The sequence below is a fragment of the Vibrio sp. 1F255 genome (assembly GCF_041439145.1).
Taxonomy (GTDB): Bacteria; Pseudomonadota; Gammaproteobacteria; order Enterobacterales; family Vibrionaceae; genus Vibrio; species Vibrio crassostreae_C.
Map to the genome: position 1 here is coordinate 1 of NZ_JBGONQ010000039.1, position 17,114 is coordinate 17,114.

General features: G+C 44.8%; 13 protein-coding genes. 6 read left to right on the forward strand and 7 right to left on the reverse strand.

Annotation, left to right across the window (positions count from 1 at the left end; genetic code table 11):
* Positions 1 to 1,330: 1,330 nt before the first annotated feature.
* The 3 genes from ACED41_RS18705 (at position 1,331) to nspC (ending at position 6,871) form a co-directional block, all read left to right on the forward strand.
* Positions 1,331 to 4,270 (forward strand): pyridoxal phosphate-dependent class III aminotransferase, encoded by a 2,940-nt coding sequence (locus ACED41_RS18705; protein WP_371725451.1) that lies wholly within the window; start codon positions 1,331 to 1,333, stop codon positions 4,268 to 4,270.
* Between the two features lie 8 nt (positions 4,271 to 4,278).
* Positions 4,279 to 5,532: a carboxynorspermidine synthase gene (locus ACED41_RS18710; RefSeq protein WP_017061002.1), complete on the forward strand. Its 1,254-nt coding sequence runs from the start codon at positions 4,279 to 4,281 to the stop codon at positions 5,530 to 5,532.
* Positions 5,533 to 5,731: 199 nt separating this feature from the next.
* The gene (gene nspC / locus ACED41_RS18715; RefSeq protein WP_017063550.1) at positions 5,732 to 6,871 is read left to right on the forward strand and encodes a carboxynorspermidine decarboxylase; all 1,140 of its coding nucleotides are present in this window, start codon (positions 5,732 to 5,734) and stop codon (positions 6,869 to 6,871) included.
* A gap of 73 nt (positions 6,872 to 6,944) precedes the next feature.
* Here the strand turns inward: nspC and ACED41_RS18720 are convergent, their stop codons facing one another.
* Positions 6,945 to 7,457: a glycine cleavage system protein R gene (locus ACED41_RS18720; protein WP_017061000.1), complete on the reverse strand. Its 513-nt coding sequence runs from the start codon at positions 7,455 to 7,457 to the stop codon at positions 6,945 to 6,947.
* Positions 7,458 to 7,724: 267 nt separating this feature from the next.
* Entirely contained in the window at positions 7,725 to 8,633 is a 909-nt protein-coding gene (locus ACED41_RS18725; protein WP_017069173.1) for a DUF3943 domain-containing protein, read from the reverse strand.
* Positions 8,634 to 8,843: 210 nt separating this feature from the next.
* Here ACED41_RS18725 and ACED41_RS18730 point away from each other — a divergent pair, with 210 nt between their 5' ends.
* Positions 8,844 to 10,082 carry a CinA family nicotinamide mononucleotide deamidase-related protein gene (locus tag ACED41_RS18730; protein WP_017069172.1) on the forward strand — a complete coding sequence of 413 codons (1,239 nt, stop codon included), beginning with the start codon at positions 8,844 to 8,846 and terminating at the stop codon, positions 10,080 to 10,082.
* A gap of 174 nt (positions 10,083 to 10,256) precedes the next feature.
* Here the strand turns inward: ACED41_RS18730 and ACED41_RS18735 are convergent, their stop codons facing one another.
* The 3 genes from ACED41_RS18735 to ACED41_RS18745 are packed head-to-tail and all read right to left on the reverse strand — an operon-like array spanning position 10,257 to position 14,174.
* Positions 10,257 to 11,102, reverse strand: coding sequence for a DmsC/YnfH family molybdoenzyme membrane anchor subunit (locus ACED41_RS18735; protein ID WP_017060997.1), 846 nt, complete (start codon positions 11,100 to 11,102; stop codon positions 10,257 to 10,259).
* Between the two features lies 1 nt (position 11,103).
* Positions 11,104 to 11,724 (reverse strand): DMSO/selenate family reductase complex B subunit, encoded by a 621-nt coding sequence (locus tag ACED41_RS18740; protein WP_004733360.1) that lies wholly within the window; start codon positions 11,722 to 11,724, stop codon positions 11,104 to 11,106.
* 11 nt (positions 11,725 to 11,735) lie between these two features.
* Positions 11,736 to 14,174 (reverse strand): DmsA/YnfE/YnfF family dimethyl sulfoxide reductase, encoded by a 2,439-nt coding sequence (locus tag ACED41_RS18745; RefSeq protein ID WP_102333643.1) that lies wholly within the window; start codon positions 14,172 to 14,174, stop codon positions 11,736 to 11,738.
* Between the two features lie 198 nt (positions 14,175 to 14,372).
* Here ACED41_RS18745 and ACED41_RS18750 point away from each other — a divergent pair, with 198 nt between their 5' ends.
* Complete coding sequence (locus ACED41_RS18750) at positions 14,373 to 14,939, forward strand: molecular chaperone TorD family protein (protein ID WP_371725452.1); 567 nt, start codon at positions 14,373 to 14,375, stop codon at positions 14,937 to 14,939.
* Positions 14,939 to 15,454 carry a ferredoxin-type protein NapF gene (gene napF, locus ACED41_RS18755; protein WP_017060994.1) on the forward strand — a complete coding sequence of 172 codons (516 nt, stop codon included), beginning with the start codon at positions 14,939 to 14,941 and terminating at the stop codon, positions 15,452 to 15,454. Before ACED41_RS18750 ends, napF begins: the two co-directional genes overlap by 1 nt.
* Before the next feature lie 172 nt (positions 15,455 to 15,626).
* Here napF and yfaE read toward each other — a convergent pair whose 3' ends face one another.
* Positions 15,627 to 15,905 (reverse strand): class I ribonucleotide reductase maintenance protein YfaE, encoded by a 279-nt coding sequence (gene yfaE / locus ACED41_RS18760; protein ID WP_010438115.1) that lies wholly within the window; start codon positions 15,903 to 15,905, stop codon positions 15,627 to 15,629.
* Positions 15,905 to 17,038, reverse strand: a complete 1,134-nt coding sequence (gene nrdB / locus ACED41_RS18765; protein ID WP_017063554.1) for a class Ia ribonucleoside-diphosphate reductase subunit beta — start codon at positions 17,036 to 17,038, stop codon at positions 15,905 to 15,907. Before nrdB ends, yfaE begins: the two co-directional genes overlap by 1 nt.
* Positions 17,039 to 17,114 lie beyond the last annotated feature (76 nt).

The window sequence follows — 17,114 nt, forward strand, 5'->3', positions numbered from 1 at the left end:
GCAACCTTGCCAAGGTTGAGGTCATCGGTTCGAACCCGATGTATCGCTCCAAATTAAGAAGCCCGAACAGAAATGTTCGGGCTTTTTGGTTTCTGACGTTTAGCTTTTACGTTTAAGAACTCTTCTTGTTCGAATCCGCACTCAACATTCATTTCTATCTCTGTTTCAAATTTTGCAATCAAGTTAGTTTTTAAAAGCGAGATTCCCTATGAACTTGTTCCTCGTGCTAGGGAATGACGGAAAGACGGTATGACCTCAAAGTCTCTCTAGTAACGTTTATAAATCCACGTCGTCATCCTCGGGCGTGAGGAACGAGCGAACCGGGGAGCTCTTGCCGCTTGCTGATTAACTTCAGTTTAATCTATTGCATCAGATAGTTTCTGAATAAAACAATACATCGACATGTTGTAAGGGACTCCCAATGAACTCATTCTTCAGGCTAAGGAATGACGGAAAGGCGCCACAGCCTCAAAGCCATCACTAACACCGCCTGTACACCCACGTCGTCATCCTCGGGTGTGAGGAACGAATGAACCGGGGATCTCTTGCCGCTTGCTGATTAACTTCAGTTTAATCTATTGCATCAGATAGTTTCTTGAATAAAGCAATACAATGACATGTTGTAAGGGGTTCTCTATGAATTCATACCTCGCTCTAGGGAGTGACGCCATGACCTAAAAGCTTCTCTAGCAACGTTTATAACCCCACGTCGTCATCCTCGGGTATGAGGAACGAATGAACCGGGGATCTCTTTCCCAAACGATAGTGTGACGATATTTACAGCAATTGCTTAGCCACCGCTGCTATTTATCAAGCTATTACTAAAAACTATTGATCGTTCATTTCACTTTATGTTACTTTCCCGCGCAATCTCGGAATGAAAATGTTCAAGAAGAGCAACGATTGCTTCTGGGGGATACGCGTAGTGACCATTCTTGCTGATTGGGACATTACGTAGGGTAGGTATTGGCTAGTCCTTTAGCTGATAGACGGGATACTTATGGCGCAGTTCGTCATGTTAATGGGAAACCCAACATTGAACACACTAATTACAACATTGCTAATCAGCTCTGCATTTCCAAAGGGACCAGCTCCTCATAGCTGCCCGATCCTGCAAAAATGTCCAATTCTTCAAAACAGTAGCATTACTGAACCTTGAGCTCACGCTAACAATTTATCGCTGTCTTAAGACGGCTTAATTTCGTATTCGTCATTTGACTTATGCGAGCGTACAGCTATATCTCATTTCTAGACAATACGTGTACTTCACTATGAACTCTCTCCAAATTTAACGAGAGTTGGTGGGTAATTGCGTCTGATGGAGGTGAGTATGAACACATTCAAGGGGACTTTTATGACTACCGCCTTTGAAGTCGATATCAATACTATCGCAAATTCATTTTCAACTATGGTTCCTATCTTAGAGGGAACGTACGACCTAACACCTGACGCTATTTTGCTAGAGCAAGAACAGCATGAGTCGGATGTTCGCTCTTACCCAAGACGCCTGCCTATTGCTATTAAACGAGCATGTGGCGCTTTAGTTGAAGATACTCGTGGCCAACTCTTTCTCGATTGCTTAGCCGGTGCAGGTACACTTTCTCTGGGTTACAATCACCCTGAGATTAACCAAGCACTTAAAGACCAACTCGATTCTGGTTTGCCATACCAAACACTTGATATCACGACTCAAGCAAAAGAGACGTTTATCAAGCGAGTTAAAGCTTTTCTTCCTCAAGACTTTTCAAATAACTCGGTTCTTCAATTCTGTGGCCCATCTGGCGCTGACGCTGTGGAAGCGGCGATCAAGCTCGCCAAGCAAACCACAGGTCGCAACACCATGTTTGCTTTCCGTGGTGCTTACCATGGTATGACGAACGGCACCATGGGTATGATGGGTAACCTCGGCACTAAAGAGCGTCGTAGCGGCTTGATGTCTGATGTGCACTTCATGCCTTTCCCATACAACCTACGCTGCCCGTTTGGTATTGGTGGTGAAGCGGGTGCTAACGCGAGCATTCGTTACATCGAACGTATGTTGAATGATGACGAGTCTGGCATCATGAAACCGGCGGCGATGATCGTTGAGCCTGTGCAAGGTGAGGGCGGTGTGATTCCTGCTCCAGCATCTTGGTTACAAGGCCTACGTCGCATCTGTGATGAGCACGGCATCCTACTGATTTTTGATGAGATTCAGTGTGGTGTGGGCAAAACTGGCCATCGATTTGCGTTTGAAGAGTCTGGTGTTAATCCAGATATCTTATGTTTATCTAAAGCGATTGGTGGCGGACTGCCTATGTCGCTGCTTGTGTTCGATAAGAGCATTGATACATGGAAAGCGGGTGAGCACACCGGTACATTCCGTGGTAACCAATTAGCAATGGTCTCTGGCGCTAAGGCGTTGGAGATCATCGAACGAGATGGCTTAGTTGAGCACGCGAACATCGCAGGCCAATATTTACGTCACGGGCTTGAGAAGATTCAATCACGCGTTAGCTGTATTGCTGAAGTTCGTGGTAAAGGCCTGATGCTCGGTGCTGAGATCAAACAACCAAATGGTGAGCTTAACAAGTTTGGCGAACCACAATCAGACGGCGAACTAACCCTAGCGATTCAACGAGCAGCGTTAGAGCGTGGCTTGATGGTTGAAAAGGGTGGTCGTGATGGCTCGGTAATTCGTTTCCTTCCGCCAATGATTATCTCTTTTGAGCAGATTGACTTTGCACTCCGCGTAATGGAAGAAGCGATCATCGCAGCTGGTGGTGGCTTACAACAAGACCCAACTTCAAGCGAACAAGCAAACCAAGAATGGAACAAGCATTTCATCCATACAGGTTTAGGCGGTAGCGACGAATTTGCTAACGTGATGAACCAAACCACTCAAGCGATGAAAGCGGTTTTTGAACAGGTTGAAACCCCTTATTCGGGTTTAGATCCAAAAGTGCTAGAAGCAGCTATCAATGCTGTCGACCTTGATAACAATCAACACGCTTTGGTTGATGTTGTAGATAGTACTGCAGACCTTGTCGCTGAAAACTCCATCTTCGTGCAACACCCAGATTGCATTGCACACCTTCACACTCCTCCTCTTATGGCTTCGGTAGCAGCGGAATCGATTATCGCGGCGTTGAATCAATCAATGGATTCATGGGACCAAGCATCGGCTGCGACTTATGTTGAGCAGCGCGTTGTGGATTGGATGTGTGACAAATACCAACTTGGCGCACAAGCTGACGGTGTTTTCACTAGCGGAGGCACGCAAAGTAACCTAATGGGTTTATTGCTTGCGAGAGACTGGGTTGCGGATAAGCACAATGGTCATTCTATCCAAAAGCTTGGCTTACCAGAATACGCGAGCAAGCTGCGTATCTTATGTTCAAAGAAATCTCACTTCACGGTTCAAAAGTCAGCCTCTCTACTAGGGCTAGGCGAAGCGGCAGTGTGCTGTGTTGATACCAATGCAAACGGCACTATCAAGCCTGACTTGCTAGACGCAGAAGTGAAAGCACTGAAAGCACAAGGTCTGATTCCTTTTGCTGTGATTGGTACTGCGGGCACAACCGATCATGGTGCTATCGATGACCTTGATGCGATTGCAGAAATCGCAAGTCAGCAAGATCTTTGGTTCCATGTCGACAGTGCATACGGTGGCGCGCTTATCTTGAGTAGCCACAAGGCTCGCTTACAAGGCATCGAAAAAGCGGACTCTGTGAGTGTCGATTTCCACAAATTGTTCTATCAAACAATCAGCTGCGGCGCGGTATTGTTGAAAGACAAAGCGAACTTTAAGTACCTTCTACATCACGCAGATTACCTAAACCGCGAACACGATGAACTGCCAAATCTAGTCGATAAGTCTATTGCGACCACCAAGCGTTTCGATGCATTGAAAGTCTTCATGACGATGCAAAGCGTTGGACCAAAGCAGTTGGGTGATATGTACGACCATCTTCTTGAGCAAACGCTAGAAGTGGCAGACCTGATTCAAAACCAAGCCGACTTAGAGCTACTCGCAGAGCCGTCACTATCAACAGTGCTGTTCCGATCTAAGCCGTCAGCAAACGGCGAGCTAGATTTAGACAAATTGAATCAAACGCTAAGACTGGAAGCGCTGACTCGTGGTGTTGCAGTACTCGGTGAAACGGTCGTGGATGGTAAGAGTGCGCTTAAATTCACTATCTTGAATCCGTGCCTAAAGACATCAGATTTCAAATCTCTAATTAACAAAATTCAAACTCTAGCCACTGAGCTAGCAGAACAACAAGGGTAATTAATACTATGGCTATTCTACAAATTGGTGCAGGCGGCGTTGGTTGGGTTGTTGCACACAAAGCAGCACAAAATAACGAAGTACTGGGTGATATCACAATCGCTTCTCGCACAATCGCGAAGTGTGAAAAAATCATCGAATCTATCAAGGGCAAAAACAACCTTAAAGATTCAACTAAGAAACTAGAAGCACGTTCAGTAGACGCTGATGATGTTGATGCGCTTGTTGCTTTGATTAAAGAAGTTCAGCCGGATCTAGTGATCAACGCTGGTCCTCCTTGGGTAAACATGGCAATCATGGAAGCATGTTACCAATCTAAAGTTTCTTATTTAGATACATCGGTAGCGGTTGACCTATGTTCTGAAGGCCAACAAGTACCACAAGCTTACGATTGGCAGTGGGGCTACCGTGAGAAGTTCGCTGAAGCAGGCATCACAGGTATTCTTGGTGCTGGTTTCGATCCAGGTGTGGTATCAATCTTTGCTGCATACGCGGTTAAGCACTTGTTCGATGAGATTGACTCAATTGATGTAATGGATGTGAATGCTGGTGACCACGGCAAGAAGTTTGCGACAAACTTTGACCCAGAAACCAACATGCTTGAGATCCAAGGCGATTCTTTCTACTGGGAAAATGAAGAGTGGAAACAAGTACCTTGTCACTCTCGTATGCTTGAGTTTGAATTCCCGAACTGTGGTTCTCACAAAGTTTACTCAATGGCGCATGATGAAGTTCGTTCAATGAAAGAGTTCATCCCAGCTAAGCGTATCGAATTTTGGATGGGCTTTGGTGATGCATACTTGAACTACTTCAACTGCATGCGTGATATCGGTCTTCTTAGCCCAGATCCGCTAACACTGCACGATGGTACTGTGGTTCAGCCTCTGCATGTTCTTAAAGCACTACTACCGGATCCAACATCTCTAGCTCCGGGTTACACTGGTTTAACGTGTATCGGTACTTGGGTTCAAGGTAAGAAAGATGGTAAAGAGCGTAGCGTATTCATCTACAATAACGCAGACCACGAAGTGGCTTACGAAGACGTAGAGCACCAAGCGATCTCTTACACAACTGGTGTTCCAGCGATTACCGCTGCACTTCAGTTCTTCCGTGGCGAATGGGCTGATAAAGGCGTGTTCAACATGGAACAGCTAAATCCAGATCCGTTCCTAGCAACTATGCCGGAAATTGGTCTAGATTGGCATGTTCAAGAGCTTGAAGCAGGCCAAGGTCTTCCAGTGATTCATGAGCTGAAAAAATAAGAACTGATTTCTTGTTTTGATTGCTAATTAAAGGGGACATGGATTGTTCCCTTTTCGATGATGATAGCCTTGAAGCTTTGGTATCATTTATTTTGATTTTGTAACTCACTGCGCTCGGACAGGACAAAATCAAAATAAATCACACCAAAATTGTTAATTTACCTTTCCATCTATAGATGCTGCTTGAGTGTTTACAAAAATGACGTTTAAGAAAGAAGAACTAAAAACCCCATATTTCATGATCAACGAAGACAAGTTGATTGCGAACTTAGAAAAAGCCAAGCAACTGAAAGAGATTTCAGGTGTGAAATTGGTACTTGCGCTTAAGTGCTTCTCGACTTGGGGCGTGTTTGACATCATCAAACCGTACCTAGACGGTACTACTAGTTCTGGCCCTTATGAAGTGAAATTAGGTCACGAAACTTTTGGCGGTGAAACTCATGCTTACAGTGTGGGCTACAGTGAAGATGACGTGAGAGAGGTTGCTGACATCTGCGACAAGATGATCTTCAACTCTCAAAGCCAACTTGCTGCTTACCGTCATATTGTTGAAGGTAAAGCTTCACTGGGTTTACGTTTAAATCCGGGCGTGAGCTACGCAGGGCAAGACTTGGCGAATCCAGCACGTCAATTCTCGCGTTTGGGCGTGCAAGCTGACCACATCAAACCAGAAATTTTCGATGAGATTAATGGTGTGATGTTCCACATGAACTGTGAGAACAAAGACGTCGATGCGTTTATCGGCCTGCTTGATTCAATCTCAGAACAGTTTGGTGAGCACTTAGATAAGTTGGACTGGGTGAGCATGGGCGGAGGTGTGTTCTTCACATGGCCTGGCTATGACATCGAAAAACTCGGTCTTGCGCTGAAAGCCTTCTCTGAAAAGCACGGTGTGCAGATGTATCTTGAGCCGGGTGAAGCGATCATCACTAAAACAACCGACCTAGTTGTGACAGTGGTCGATATTGTTGAGAACGTGAAGAAAACAGCGATTGTGGATTCAGCGACTGAGGCGCACCGCCTTGACACGCTTATCTACAATGAGCCCGCATCAGTATTGGAAGCATCAGAAACAGGCAGCCATGACTACGTGATTGGTTCGTGTTCATGTCTTGCGGGCGATCAGTTCTGCGAAGCGAGCTTTGATGAGCCACTTAAGATTGGTCAAAAGCTGCATCTGTTAGACAGCGCGGGTTACACAATGGTGAAATTGAACTGGTTCAATGGCCTTAAAATGCCTTCAATCTACTGTGAACGTAGCAGTGGTGAAGTTCAGAAGCTAAATGAATTCGGCTATGAAGACTTCAAACGCTCATTATCACAATGGTCAGTTAAGTAACTGAATCACAAGTTCAGAGCAATACAAAGAGCAGCTAATGAGCTGCTCTTTTTTGTTCTTTAATTTTGTTTATTTAGCTTTCAATCATCACACGAGTATCTTCACTGAGCGTTTCGAGTTCATTAACTACGTCGTCGATCTGTACTTCGATTGGCAGCTTAACGGCGATTTTTGATGTGAATAGACTTGAGCTAACACCGCCGCCACCAGCGATAAAGACGCGGTGACAATCCATATCGAGAATACTGATTCCTTGTCTATCCAATACATGAGTCACTTCGTTGACGATACCTGCTCGGTCGTTAGAGTCGAGTCTCAAGTGATGGACCGTGTCTTGAACATTGTGTGTATGATCGGAATCGACAAACTGCACGATGAGATCTGGATTGGCGCTGAACGCTTCTTTTACAATCGATTCGTTGATGGCTGGAAGTTGAACCTTTAGTACGCCTGCGACTTGGTCTTCAATAAAGTTCACTTTACTGATGAGCCATTTGCCGTCGTTTTCGTGAGTAACCGCAGCAAGCTGTTTGATTGTTGCTGGTGATGCTTTTCCGATAAAGTTTACGATAAATGTACTGTTCATATCAGCCCCCAAGGTTTCAATTATTCTTTGCTAATTAAATGTTTGATATCACGCGATAAAGTTCTTTAATTTCAGTGTAGAAGGTTACATCGAACAATGTTTGACCTAGGTCAATTTTTGAAACTAAGCTTCGATGCAAAAAAAGAGAATGAAGAGTAGGGCACAAAAAAAGCGGCTAGAGAGCCGCTTTTTAGAAGAGTTGTCACTGTGATTGATGATTCAGCAACTTATATTCAATAACTTATATTGAGTAGTACTAGAGACGAATTAGAACGTTACTTTGAAGTTCATACCAACAAACTGAGAGTCGTATGGTGCGCCAGCATCGTAAGCAAAACGTGCAGCGTCTTGGTTATCCCACCAAGGGTTAGTATTCAGGTTAACTTCTGCATCACCGCCCCATGCGTCACTTACCCAGTAGTGAATGTGTCCAACAGGGTTAAGGAAGAATAGCGAGACATCACCCATGGTTTGAGAGCCCATCACTTCGCCACCTGAAGCAATGATATCCTGCTCTGCTTCTAGCATCATTTCACCGACAACCGCACCGAAGAAAGGTGTGATGAAGAGATCTTGCCATGAAGGTACTTCTGCAAACGCTTCTACGCCGTATTCCCAGAAGAACGTCGACATAGTCCAAGAGTATAAGAATGACTCAAACTCGTCGTAACCTGCGTGTCGAGCTGCGGTGTAGTAAACACCACCGAAATATGGGTGCATTACGTAGTTTAGGAAGTGTTCGTCACGGTCCCATGTTGGACCAGCAGAAACGTTATCTTTCCACTTTTTACCTAATGAGCTGATATCACGTTGGTCATCATCCCACTTAGTAATACTTTCAGGGAGCAGAGTCATTAGACCCACTGTCGCGACACTCAAGCCAAGAATGGTGTAGGTTTGACCCATTAGGTAATCCCAATCTTTCTCCTGACTCACCAACATGTGTTTTGGTTGTTGGATTGAGAAGTCGTACTCATCACTCGATTCGCTCAGTGCGTAATTGGTACTAGGCTTGTAGGTGTACAAGTTGTCATTAAAACAGTAATCTTGAGCACATTCATCCGAGTAAGAAAGGTTGATTGGCTGGTCGAAGTCGTATTGGCTTGCAACCGAGTTAACTGACATTAGCATTGAAAATGCGGCAGTAACCTTTGCTAGTAACGGTGATTTGGCCACAAGGGTCTCCATGAGAAAGTTTGGAATTGATCAGGATCACAATTATCTATTAAATGCCTGATTTAGGGAACTAATAATTTATAGCTTTTCCTAAGAAAACCTTAGGTTTAACATTATTAATATTAGTGAAAAGGCGAATTGCTCCAAATTCAACCATAGACCAGTTTGTAAATAATGCAGTGTCTTTTTATGACAACAAGGGATAGAAATATGACGAAAATCGCAATGTTAAGCACAGGTGAAGAAGTTCTTCATGGAGACATTGTAGATACAAACGCAGCTTGGATGTCTGCTGAGTTTTATCAGCATGGTTTTGCGCTTGCTAAGCGCTCAACTGTGGGTGATCAAATGAATGCTCTTGTTGAAGAATTGCTGATGCTGAGCTTTAACTATGATGTGGTTATCGTTAATGGTGGTTTAGGCCCGACAACCGATGATATGAGTGCTGCCGCCGCTGCAGCTGCTTCCGAGCAGAAACTCGTCATGTTCCCTGAATGGCTTGCTCGTATGGAAGAGATGTTCTCTGGACGTGGCATGCCAATGCCAGACAGCAACCTTAAACAAGCTTTGTTACCTGCGAGTTCAGAGATTGTCGATAACCCTGTGGGGACGGCTTGTGGCTTCAAACTGAAAATTAACGATGCGACTTTCTATTTCACGCCGGGTGTACCAAGTGAATTCAAGCGCATGGTGACGTTTGAGATTCTTCCTGACTTGTCGTGTACCTACCCTCAAGTGGTTGCCTCTGAATGCAGTCGACTGTTTACGTTTGGTTTGTCTGAGTCCGGTATCTCTGATGTTTTGGATCAACTAAAGCTGCCAGAAGGTTATGAACTTGGTTATCGCTCTTATCTGCCGTTCATTGAGGTCAAACTGTTTGGTCCTAAGGCAGACTTAGAAACTCGCGTTAAGCTTCTGCAGATGGTTTACAAGCTGCTAGAGAGTAATGTCGTTAGTGTTGATGAGCCGATGATTGACCATATTGGACACATCATGGCGGAAAAAAAGAAGACGTTATCTGTGTCTGAAGTGTCGACCAAAGGTTCACTGTCAGCGTGGCTGCAATTGAATGAGCAGATAGAAGATTGCTTCGGACACTCATGGGTGATGGCTGAGCCAAAAGAGAGCGAACTTGAAAAGAGCGATCCATTAGCCGCGACCTTTGCGCTGGCTGGAGCAACAAGAGATAAGTGCGGAACTGAATTGGCTTTGGTGACTGGTAAGCTGGAAGGCAACACATTCAGCGTTGCATTGTCGACTGAAGCAGGCGAGTGGGGGCAGGTACTTGAGTTTTATCGTCAGTACTCGCGTGAAGACCAACGCAACGTGATTAAGACCGTTGCCGCCGATATGCTGAGAAGGCATTTAGATAACAAACCGATGTTTGGTACTTATTCTTCGGTTAAGCGATTAAAAGACATGTTTATTCCAGCGGCTATCATTAAGTAGCTATGTAAGCTAACGATGTAAGCGAACTCGCTAAGTCTGTATTAAAAACGCTAGAAAAAACGAAATAAAAAGGCCCAACATCTAAATAGGTGTTGGGCCTTTTGTTTATCTAGCCTTCTAGATAACCAAACAAGCAGCGATGTTTACACGCAACTTATGTCTGTAAGAACTCGATTACAAACCGCTTGTCATATGTAGGCTGTAGAACAAACCACGGCCGATTAACTCTGAAGCCAAGAACAATACTAGTGCTAAGCCAAGGTTAACTGGGTTCACTTTTGCTTTGTTCAGCATAGGTAGAATCCAAATCAACAAGCTTGCCATTAGCAGTGCCACTTGAAGAATCACATAGCTACCTAAACCATCGACTAACTCAGACGCTTTTGCCGCTGAAGTTTGGATGTCTCCGATTAGGTTCAGTTTTCCTACTGTCACAAGCAAGCTGATAGCAACAGCGATAACAGCCAACATGGTGATGTTACGGTCAACCGTAAAGCGGCTGTCGTTTGCGAATACAATCACGAACTGAGATAACAGCAAGCCACCCACAACCATCGTCATGATGAAGCTCAGTGGTGTGTAGATGTTGTCCCACGTCGGTACTGTGTTGATCATGTATACGTTGATCATCGCGTACATGAAGATAACACCCAGTACCATCGCGCCAACCATCAGTGCTTTCTGGATAGCAACGCCACCTTTCTTGACTACCGACAGTAACCATTGCAGGCCACCGACAGCGAAGAATGCCGCACCGAAGAACACTTCGTTAGACAACCAAGCCGAACCTAGCTGATTAAAAGCGTTAAACGCGCGCAGTGGAGAGCCAAGGTGCGTTGTCGAGAACATGAAGCCAAGACCCATCAGTACCCATAGGATAAACATTGGAACCTTGTAGCTGTTCAGCTTCTCTTCGTCATGACCAAGTACCAGTGCACGTGCGCCAATCAGTAAGTAACCACCAACCGCAGTTTGCGCCAGCACCGTAAAGAAGATTAAAGACCACTCATGAAAAATCATCTTACACCTCCTTCGGGTTTGCTAGGTGACCGCTGGTATCGCCAGTCGGCTTCGCGTTTTTGTTCAGCTTAATCACGATGTTTGGTAGCGTTTCTGTTGAAGATGGCAGTGGAGCCACATCCGCACCAGAGCCGTACTTCTCACGAAGTGTATTGATTTCACCAAACTCCAATGCACGAAGTGGGCAAGACTCAACACAGATAGGCTGTTTGCCTTCAGAAACACGTTGGTAACAACCATCGCATTTCGTCATATGACCTTTCTTAGCATTGTATTGTGGTGCGCCGTAAGGACACGCATTGCTACAGTGCTGACAACCAATACATACGCTCTCATCAACCACAACCAAACCGTCTTCATCACGTTTGTGCATTGCGCCCGAAGGACACACTTTCACACACGCTGGGTTAGTACAGTGGTTACAAGCGATAGATAGGTAGTAAGAAAAGACATCTTTCTGAACCCAGGTATCACCATCTTGAGTGAAGCCACCACCGGCATATTCGTATACGCGACGGTAGTTCGTTTTGATGTCTAGATCGTTATAATCTTTACAAGCAAGCTGACAGGTTTTACAACCCGTGCATTTACTTGAATCAATGTAAAAGCCGTATTGTTTCATTCCAACCTACCTTATGCTTTCTTTAGCGCTTTGATTTGAACTAGGTTTGTATGCTGAGGGTTACCCTTAGCAAGTGGGCTCGGGCGCTGAGTCGTCAGCACGTTGATAGAGCCTGCATGGTCGATCTTCTGACCATCTGGTGCGTACCATGCACCTTCGCCTAGTGCGACAACTCGAGGAAGAATCCTAGGTGTCACTTTCGCTGGAATATGTACTTCGCCACGGTCGTTGAAAATACTCACCATGTCGCCGCTATCAATACCACGTTCTTTTGCATCGATTGGGTTGATCCACAACTCTTGCGGTGCTGCTGCTTTGATTTCTGCAACGTTGCCGTAAGTCGAGTGAGTACGAGCCTTGTAGTGGAAACCGGTTAGCTGAAGTGGGTACTTCTCTGCTAGTGGGTCGTTATGACCTTCGAAAGAGTCCGCGTAAATCGGAAGTGGGTGAATCACTTCGTCTTCTTTCAGCTTCCAAGTCTTCGCGATATCAGCCAGTTGCTCTGAGTAGATCTCGATCTTGCCACTTGGTGTGGTCAGTGGGTTCGCTTCAGGATCTTTACGGAAATCTTCATAAGCGATGTAGTGGTGGTCGTAGCTACGTTTGTAGATACCCAGCTCTTTCATCTCTTCGAAGGTTGGCAGTGTTGGATCGTTCTTACGAGTTTCTGCGTAAAGGTGCTCAATCCATTGCTCTTGAGTACGGCCTTCGGTGAACTCTTTTTCTACGCCCATTCGTTTCGCAAGCTGAGTACACATCTCGTAGATAGATTTTGCTTCAAACTGAGGCTCAATCGCTTTCTGCGCGTAGATGAAGTAAGGCATGTTCGCCGCTTTACCGTCCATACACCAGTCGTCTTGCTCAGACGTTGTTAAGTCTGGCAGGATGATATCGGCGTATTTCGCTGAAGAAGTCATATGGTTATCAACCACGACAATCATTTCACACGCACTTTCATCTTGAAGAATCGCGTGAGTCTTGTTGATGTCTGAGTGTTGGTTGATGATGCAGTTACCTGCGTAGTTCCAGATCATCTTGATTGGGTTCTTAAGGCGCTCTGCACCACGAACACCATCAGTGATGTCGGTCATTTCATGGTGACGGTAAATTGCATCTGTCCACATGAACATTGAAATTGAAGTTTCAACTGGGTTTGGCACAGTAGGGAAGCGAACAAACGGAATGTTGATGTCACTTTCACGAGCACCTGTTGAACCGCCAGATACACCCACAGAACCGGTGAGTAATGACAGCATTGCGATTGCACGACACGCTAGCTCACCATTCGCAGTGCGTTGTAAGCCCCAGCCTTGGTGAATCGCACATGGTTTCGCCGTACCCATCTCGCGACCAAGCTTGACGATAGTATCAACGGGAATACCGGTGATCTTAGAAGCCCATTCTGGCGTTTTCTCTACGCCATCTTCACCTAAACCTAGGATGTAAGATTTGTAGTCGCTGTTTTTAGGCGCCGATGCCGGCAGTGTCTTCTCGTCGTAACCGACGCAGTATTTGTCTAGGAACGGTTGATCGACAAGGTCTTCAGTGATCATCACGTGCGCAAGACCCGCTACCAATGCCGCATCTGTAGAAGGACGGATTGGGATCCATTGATCTTCACGACCACCGGCAGTATCGGTGTAGCGAGGGTCGATGATGATCGTTCTTGCGTTCGATTTGTTTTTGCTCTCTACGTAGTGGTGGATCAGACCGCCACCAGACATACGTGTCTCAGCAGGGTTGTTACCAAACTGAATGTTAAGTTTAGTGTTCTCTAAATCAGAGAAAGAGTTGTTGTTTGCCCAACCACCGTAGGTGTAGCTCAAGCCTTTCGCGATTTGCGCTGTTGAGTAGTCACCGTAATGGTTTAGGTAACCACCACTTAAGTTCATTAGACGAGCAATCAGCGTTTGAGCTGGTGGCCAAGACTTAGTTACTGTACCGCCCAGCGTACCAGTACCGTAGTTTAGGTAGATGGTGTCGTTACCGTAGTCTTTGATAAGGCGTTGCATGGTGCCAGCGACTTCATCATAAGCCTCTTCCCAGCTAATACGCTTAAACTTACCTTCACCACGTTTACCCACACGTTTCATTGGGTACTTTAGGCGATCTGGGTTATAAACACGGCGGCGCATCGAGCGACCACGTAGACACGCACGAACTTGGTGATGACCGTATTCGTCAGTGCCTGTGTTGTCTGTTTCTACGTATTTGATTTCACCGTTTTGTACATGCATACGCAGTGGGCAGCGAGAGCCACAGTTTACTGTACATGCACTCCACACGATTTTCTCATCCACATTCTCAGCAACCGCAGCCGCTACTGGTTTGGATTTGAAAGGTAAAGCGATACCGCCCGCAAGTGCAGCTGCACTACCTACTGCAGAGGAAGCTTTCATGAAGCCTCTTCGAGTAAGATTCATTACCCCAGATTCTTTCTTATTCGTCATTCTAAGATGCCTTTTACTATTGATAGCTAGCACTTTATAGGTAGTTTGTTCTTTATGTATTTATTTCGAATTATTGATTGATTGGCATCAAATAAGTGTGGAATTTAAAGTTTATGAATTGAATGTATAAAATAGATCAAAGAATGAAATGAGTTAATTAATATAATTATCTTTAAACCTATAACGGTATAAATAATAATGATTATCGATACGCATAAATTATTGGGTTCGCTATTTTATCAAGCGACAAGTAAAGAACAGTTAATCACCATTGTCGAAGCTTTGGTTGAGAGCGAAGTACTCTCTGAAGAATGCTTGCAGGCATTAAGAAGCGAAGACGAAGATGCGCTCGCAGCAGAATTCAGCCGCCTGTTTGAAGGCGTTGGAGACATGCCAGCTCCGCCTTGGGGTTCTGTGTACCTAGATAAAGACCGCGTTGTGTTTGGTGCTTCTACGGTTGAGTATCGCCAGTTTTTAGAATTGAATCAGATTGAATTAGACACTGGGTTAAGAGAGCCGGAAGATCAATTTGGTTTAATGTTATTCGCTCATGCGTATTTGTTAGAAAATAATAATATTAATTCGGCTGGTGAATTACTTGATGGTCACTTATTAACTTGGTCTTCTGTTTATTTAGAAAAACTAAATAAAGCATCAGAGTTATCTTTTTATAAAAAGCTATCGGTTGATGTAATAGATTGGTTTAAGTACTTAATATCTGAATATAATTTAAACGTTGCTACTAAAAAGTTATATATCGACTAATGTCTGAACAAATAAATTCAAATAGACGCGGTTTCTTAACTCGACTTTCTAAACCGGTTAAAGCAGCCGCGAATTATGAAGAGATATCACAGCGCTTGCATGCAAGACCGCCAAGAGCGGTCGATGAGGTGCTGTTTGAGCGTCTTTGCGACGGTTGTGGATTGTGTGAACAATCGTGTCCAAATAGCGTTATTGAGATGCTAGAGGGCAGTGCGCTGCTGAATTTGGATTACAACAGTTGTTCTATGTGTAACAAATGCACTGAAGTGTGTCCGACCGGCGCACTTCATCCAACGGTCACGCCTTATATCGACCTCAAGCCGAGCTTTGCGGATAGCTGCAATAATTACATGCAAATGGACTGTTCAGCATGCCAAACGGCGTGTTCAGCTGGTGCAATACACATCGAAGTAGGAGAGTTGCCTACAGTGGACAAAGATAAGTGTAACGGCTGTGGAGAGTGCCGAAGCGCTTGTTATATTGGCTCTGTGACTCTTAACCTGACTCAGCAATAAACGTTTGGCTTTGTATGACACAAGCCAACAGGAAGATTTGGTTGAGTGATAGACGAGTCGCTTTAGATACCTAAAGACATAAATAGAAAAGGGTCCGCATTCCTAAAGGAAGCGGACCCTTTTTTGATTCTTATTGACGATATTCGAACAAAGTGACCTAAAGCCAGCTGGCTTATGCGCGTTTTTGCTTGTTTCTATGAATAACGTTACTCAGCGATAGCTCAGTCTTTGCTTTACAGATACAAGGCAATATCTCATTACCTTGCGTGTAAGCCATAGCAAAACCAACGTACTCGACCTCACCAGAATCCAACGTGCAGCGGCAAGCGCCACAGTGACCATCTCGGCAGTTGTATTCTGGCTCTAACCCAGCTTGTTCCATTGTTTCCAACAGAGTGTTTGAAGGGTTAGATTCAATTGAAGTCAGTTTGTTGATTTTGATTGTTGGCATTACAGCTCAAATCCTTCAAAGTCGTCAGCTTTTACTTCGTTGTCGATTTGGCCAACTAGGTAAGAACTGATTTCTGCTTCTTGTGGAGCAACTTGAACGTTATCTGAAGACAACCAAGCGTTGATCCATGGAATTGGGTTCGACGTTGCTGCTGGGTAAGCCGTACCTAGGCCAACCGCTTGCATACGAATGTTGGTAATGTACTCAACGTATTGGCAAAGAATATCTTTGTTCAGACCAATCATAGAGCCGTCTTTGAATAGGTATTCTGCCCACTCTTTCTCTTGCTCTGCCGCTTCTTTGAATAGATCGAAACACTCTTGCTTACACTCTTCAGCGATCTGCATGAATTCGAAATCATCTTGACCGTTACGTAGCAAGTTGATCATGTGCTGTGTACCAGTAAGGTGAAGTGCTTCATCACGAGCGATTAGCTTGATGATCTTCGCGTTACCTTCCATTAGCTCACGTTCAGCGAATGCGAATGAACATGCAAAACTCACGTAGAAACGAATCGCTTCTAGTGCGTTTACAGACATTAGACATAGGTAAAGTTTCTTCTTCAGGTCGTGAAGTGAAATCTTAACGTCTTCGCCGTTGATGCTGTGGTTGCCTTCACCGTAGCGGTGGTAGTCAGCCGTTAGCTTGATCAAATCATCGTAGTAAAACGCGATGTCTTTAGCACGCTTCAGAATCTCTTCATTTTCAACGATGTCGTCGAATACTACGCCTGGATCATTCACGATGTTACGGATGATGTGCGTGTAAGAACGAGAGTGAATCGTTTCAGAGAAAGACCAAGTTTCAATCCAAGTTTCAACTTCTGGTAGAGATACCAATGGAAGTAGGGCAACGTTAGGGCTGCGGCCTTGGATTGAATCTAGAAGCGTTTGGTACTTCAAGTTAGAGATGAAGATGTGCTTTTCATGCTCAGGAAGCTTGTTGTAGTCGATACGGTCGCTAGACACGTCTACTTCTTCTGGACGCCAGAAGAAAGAAAGCTGCTTCTCGATAAGCTTTTCGAAGATTTCGAATTTTTGTTGGTCGTAACGTGCAACGTTTACCGACTGACCCAAGAACATTGGTTCTTTTAGTTGGTCATTTTTTTGCTGAGAAAAAGTACTGTAAGCCATAAATGCCTCAAATCCTTTAAAGACCCGTAATAAAACGGACCCTGTTAATGCTTTAAACCCAGAGAAGATAACTCTT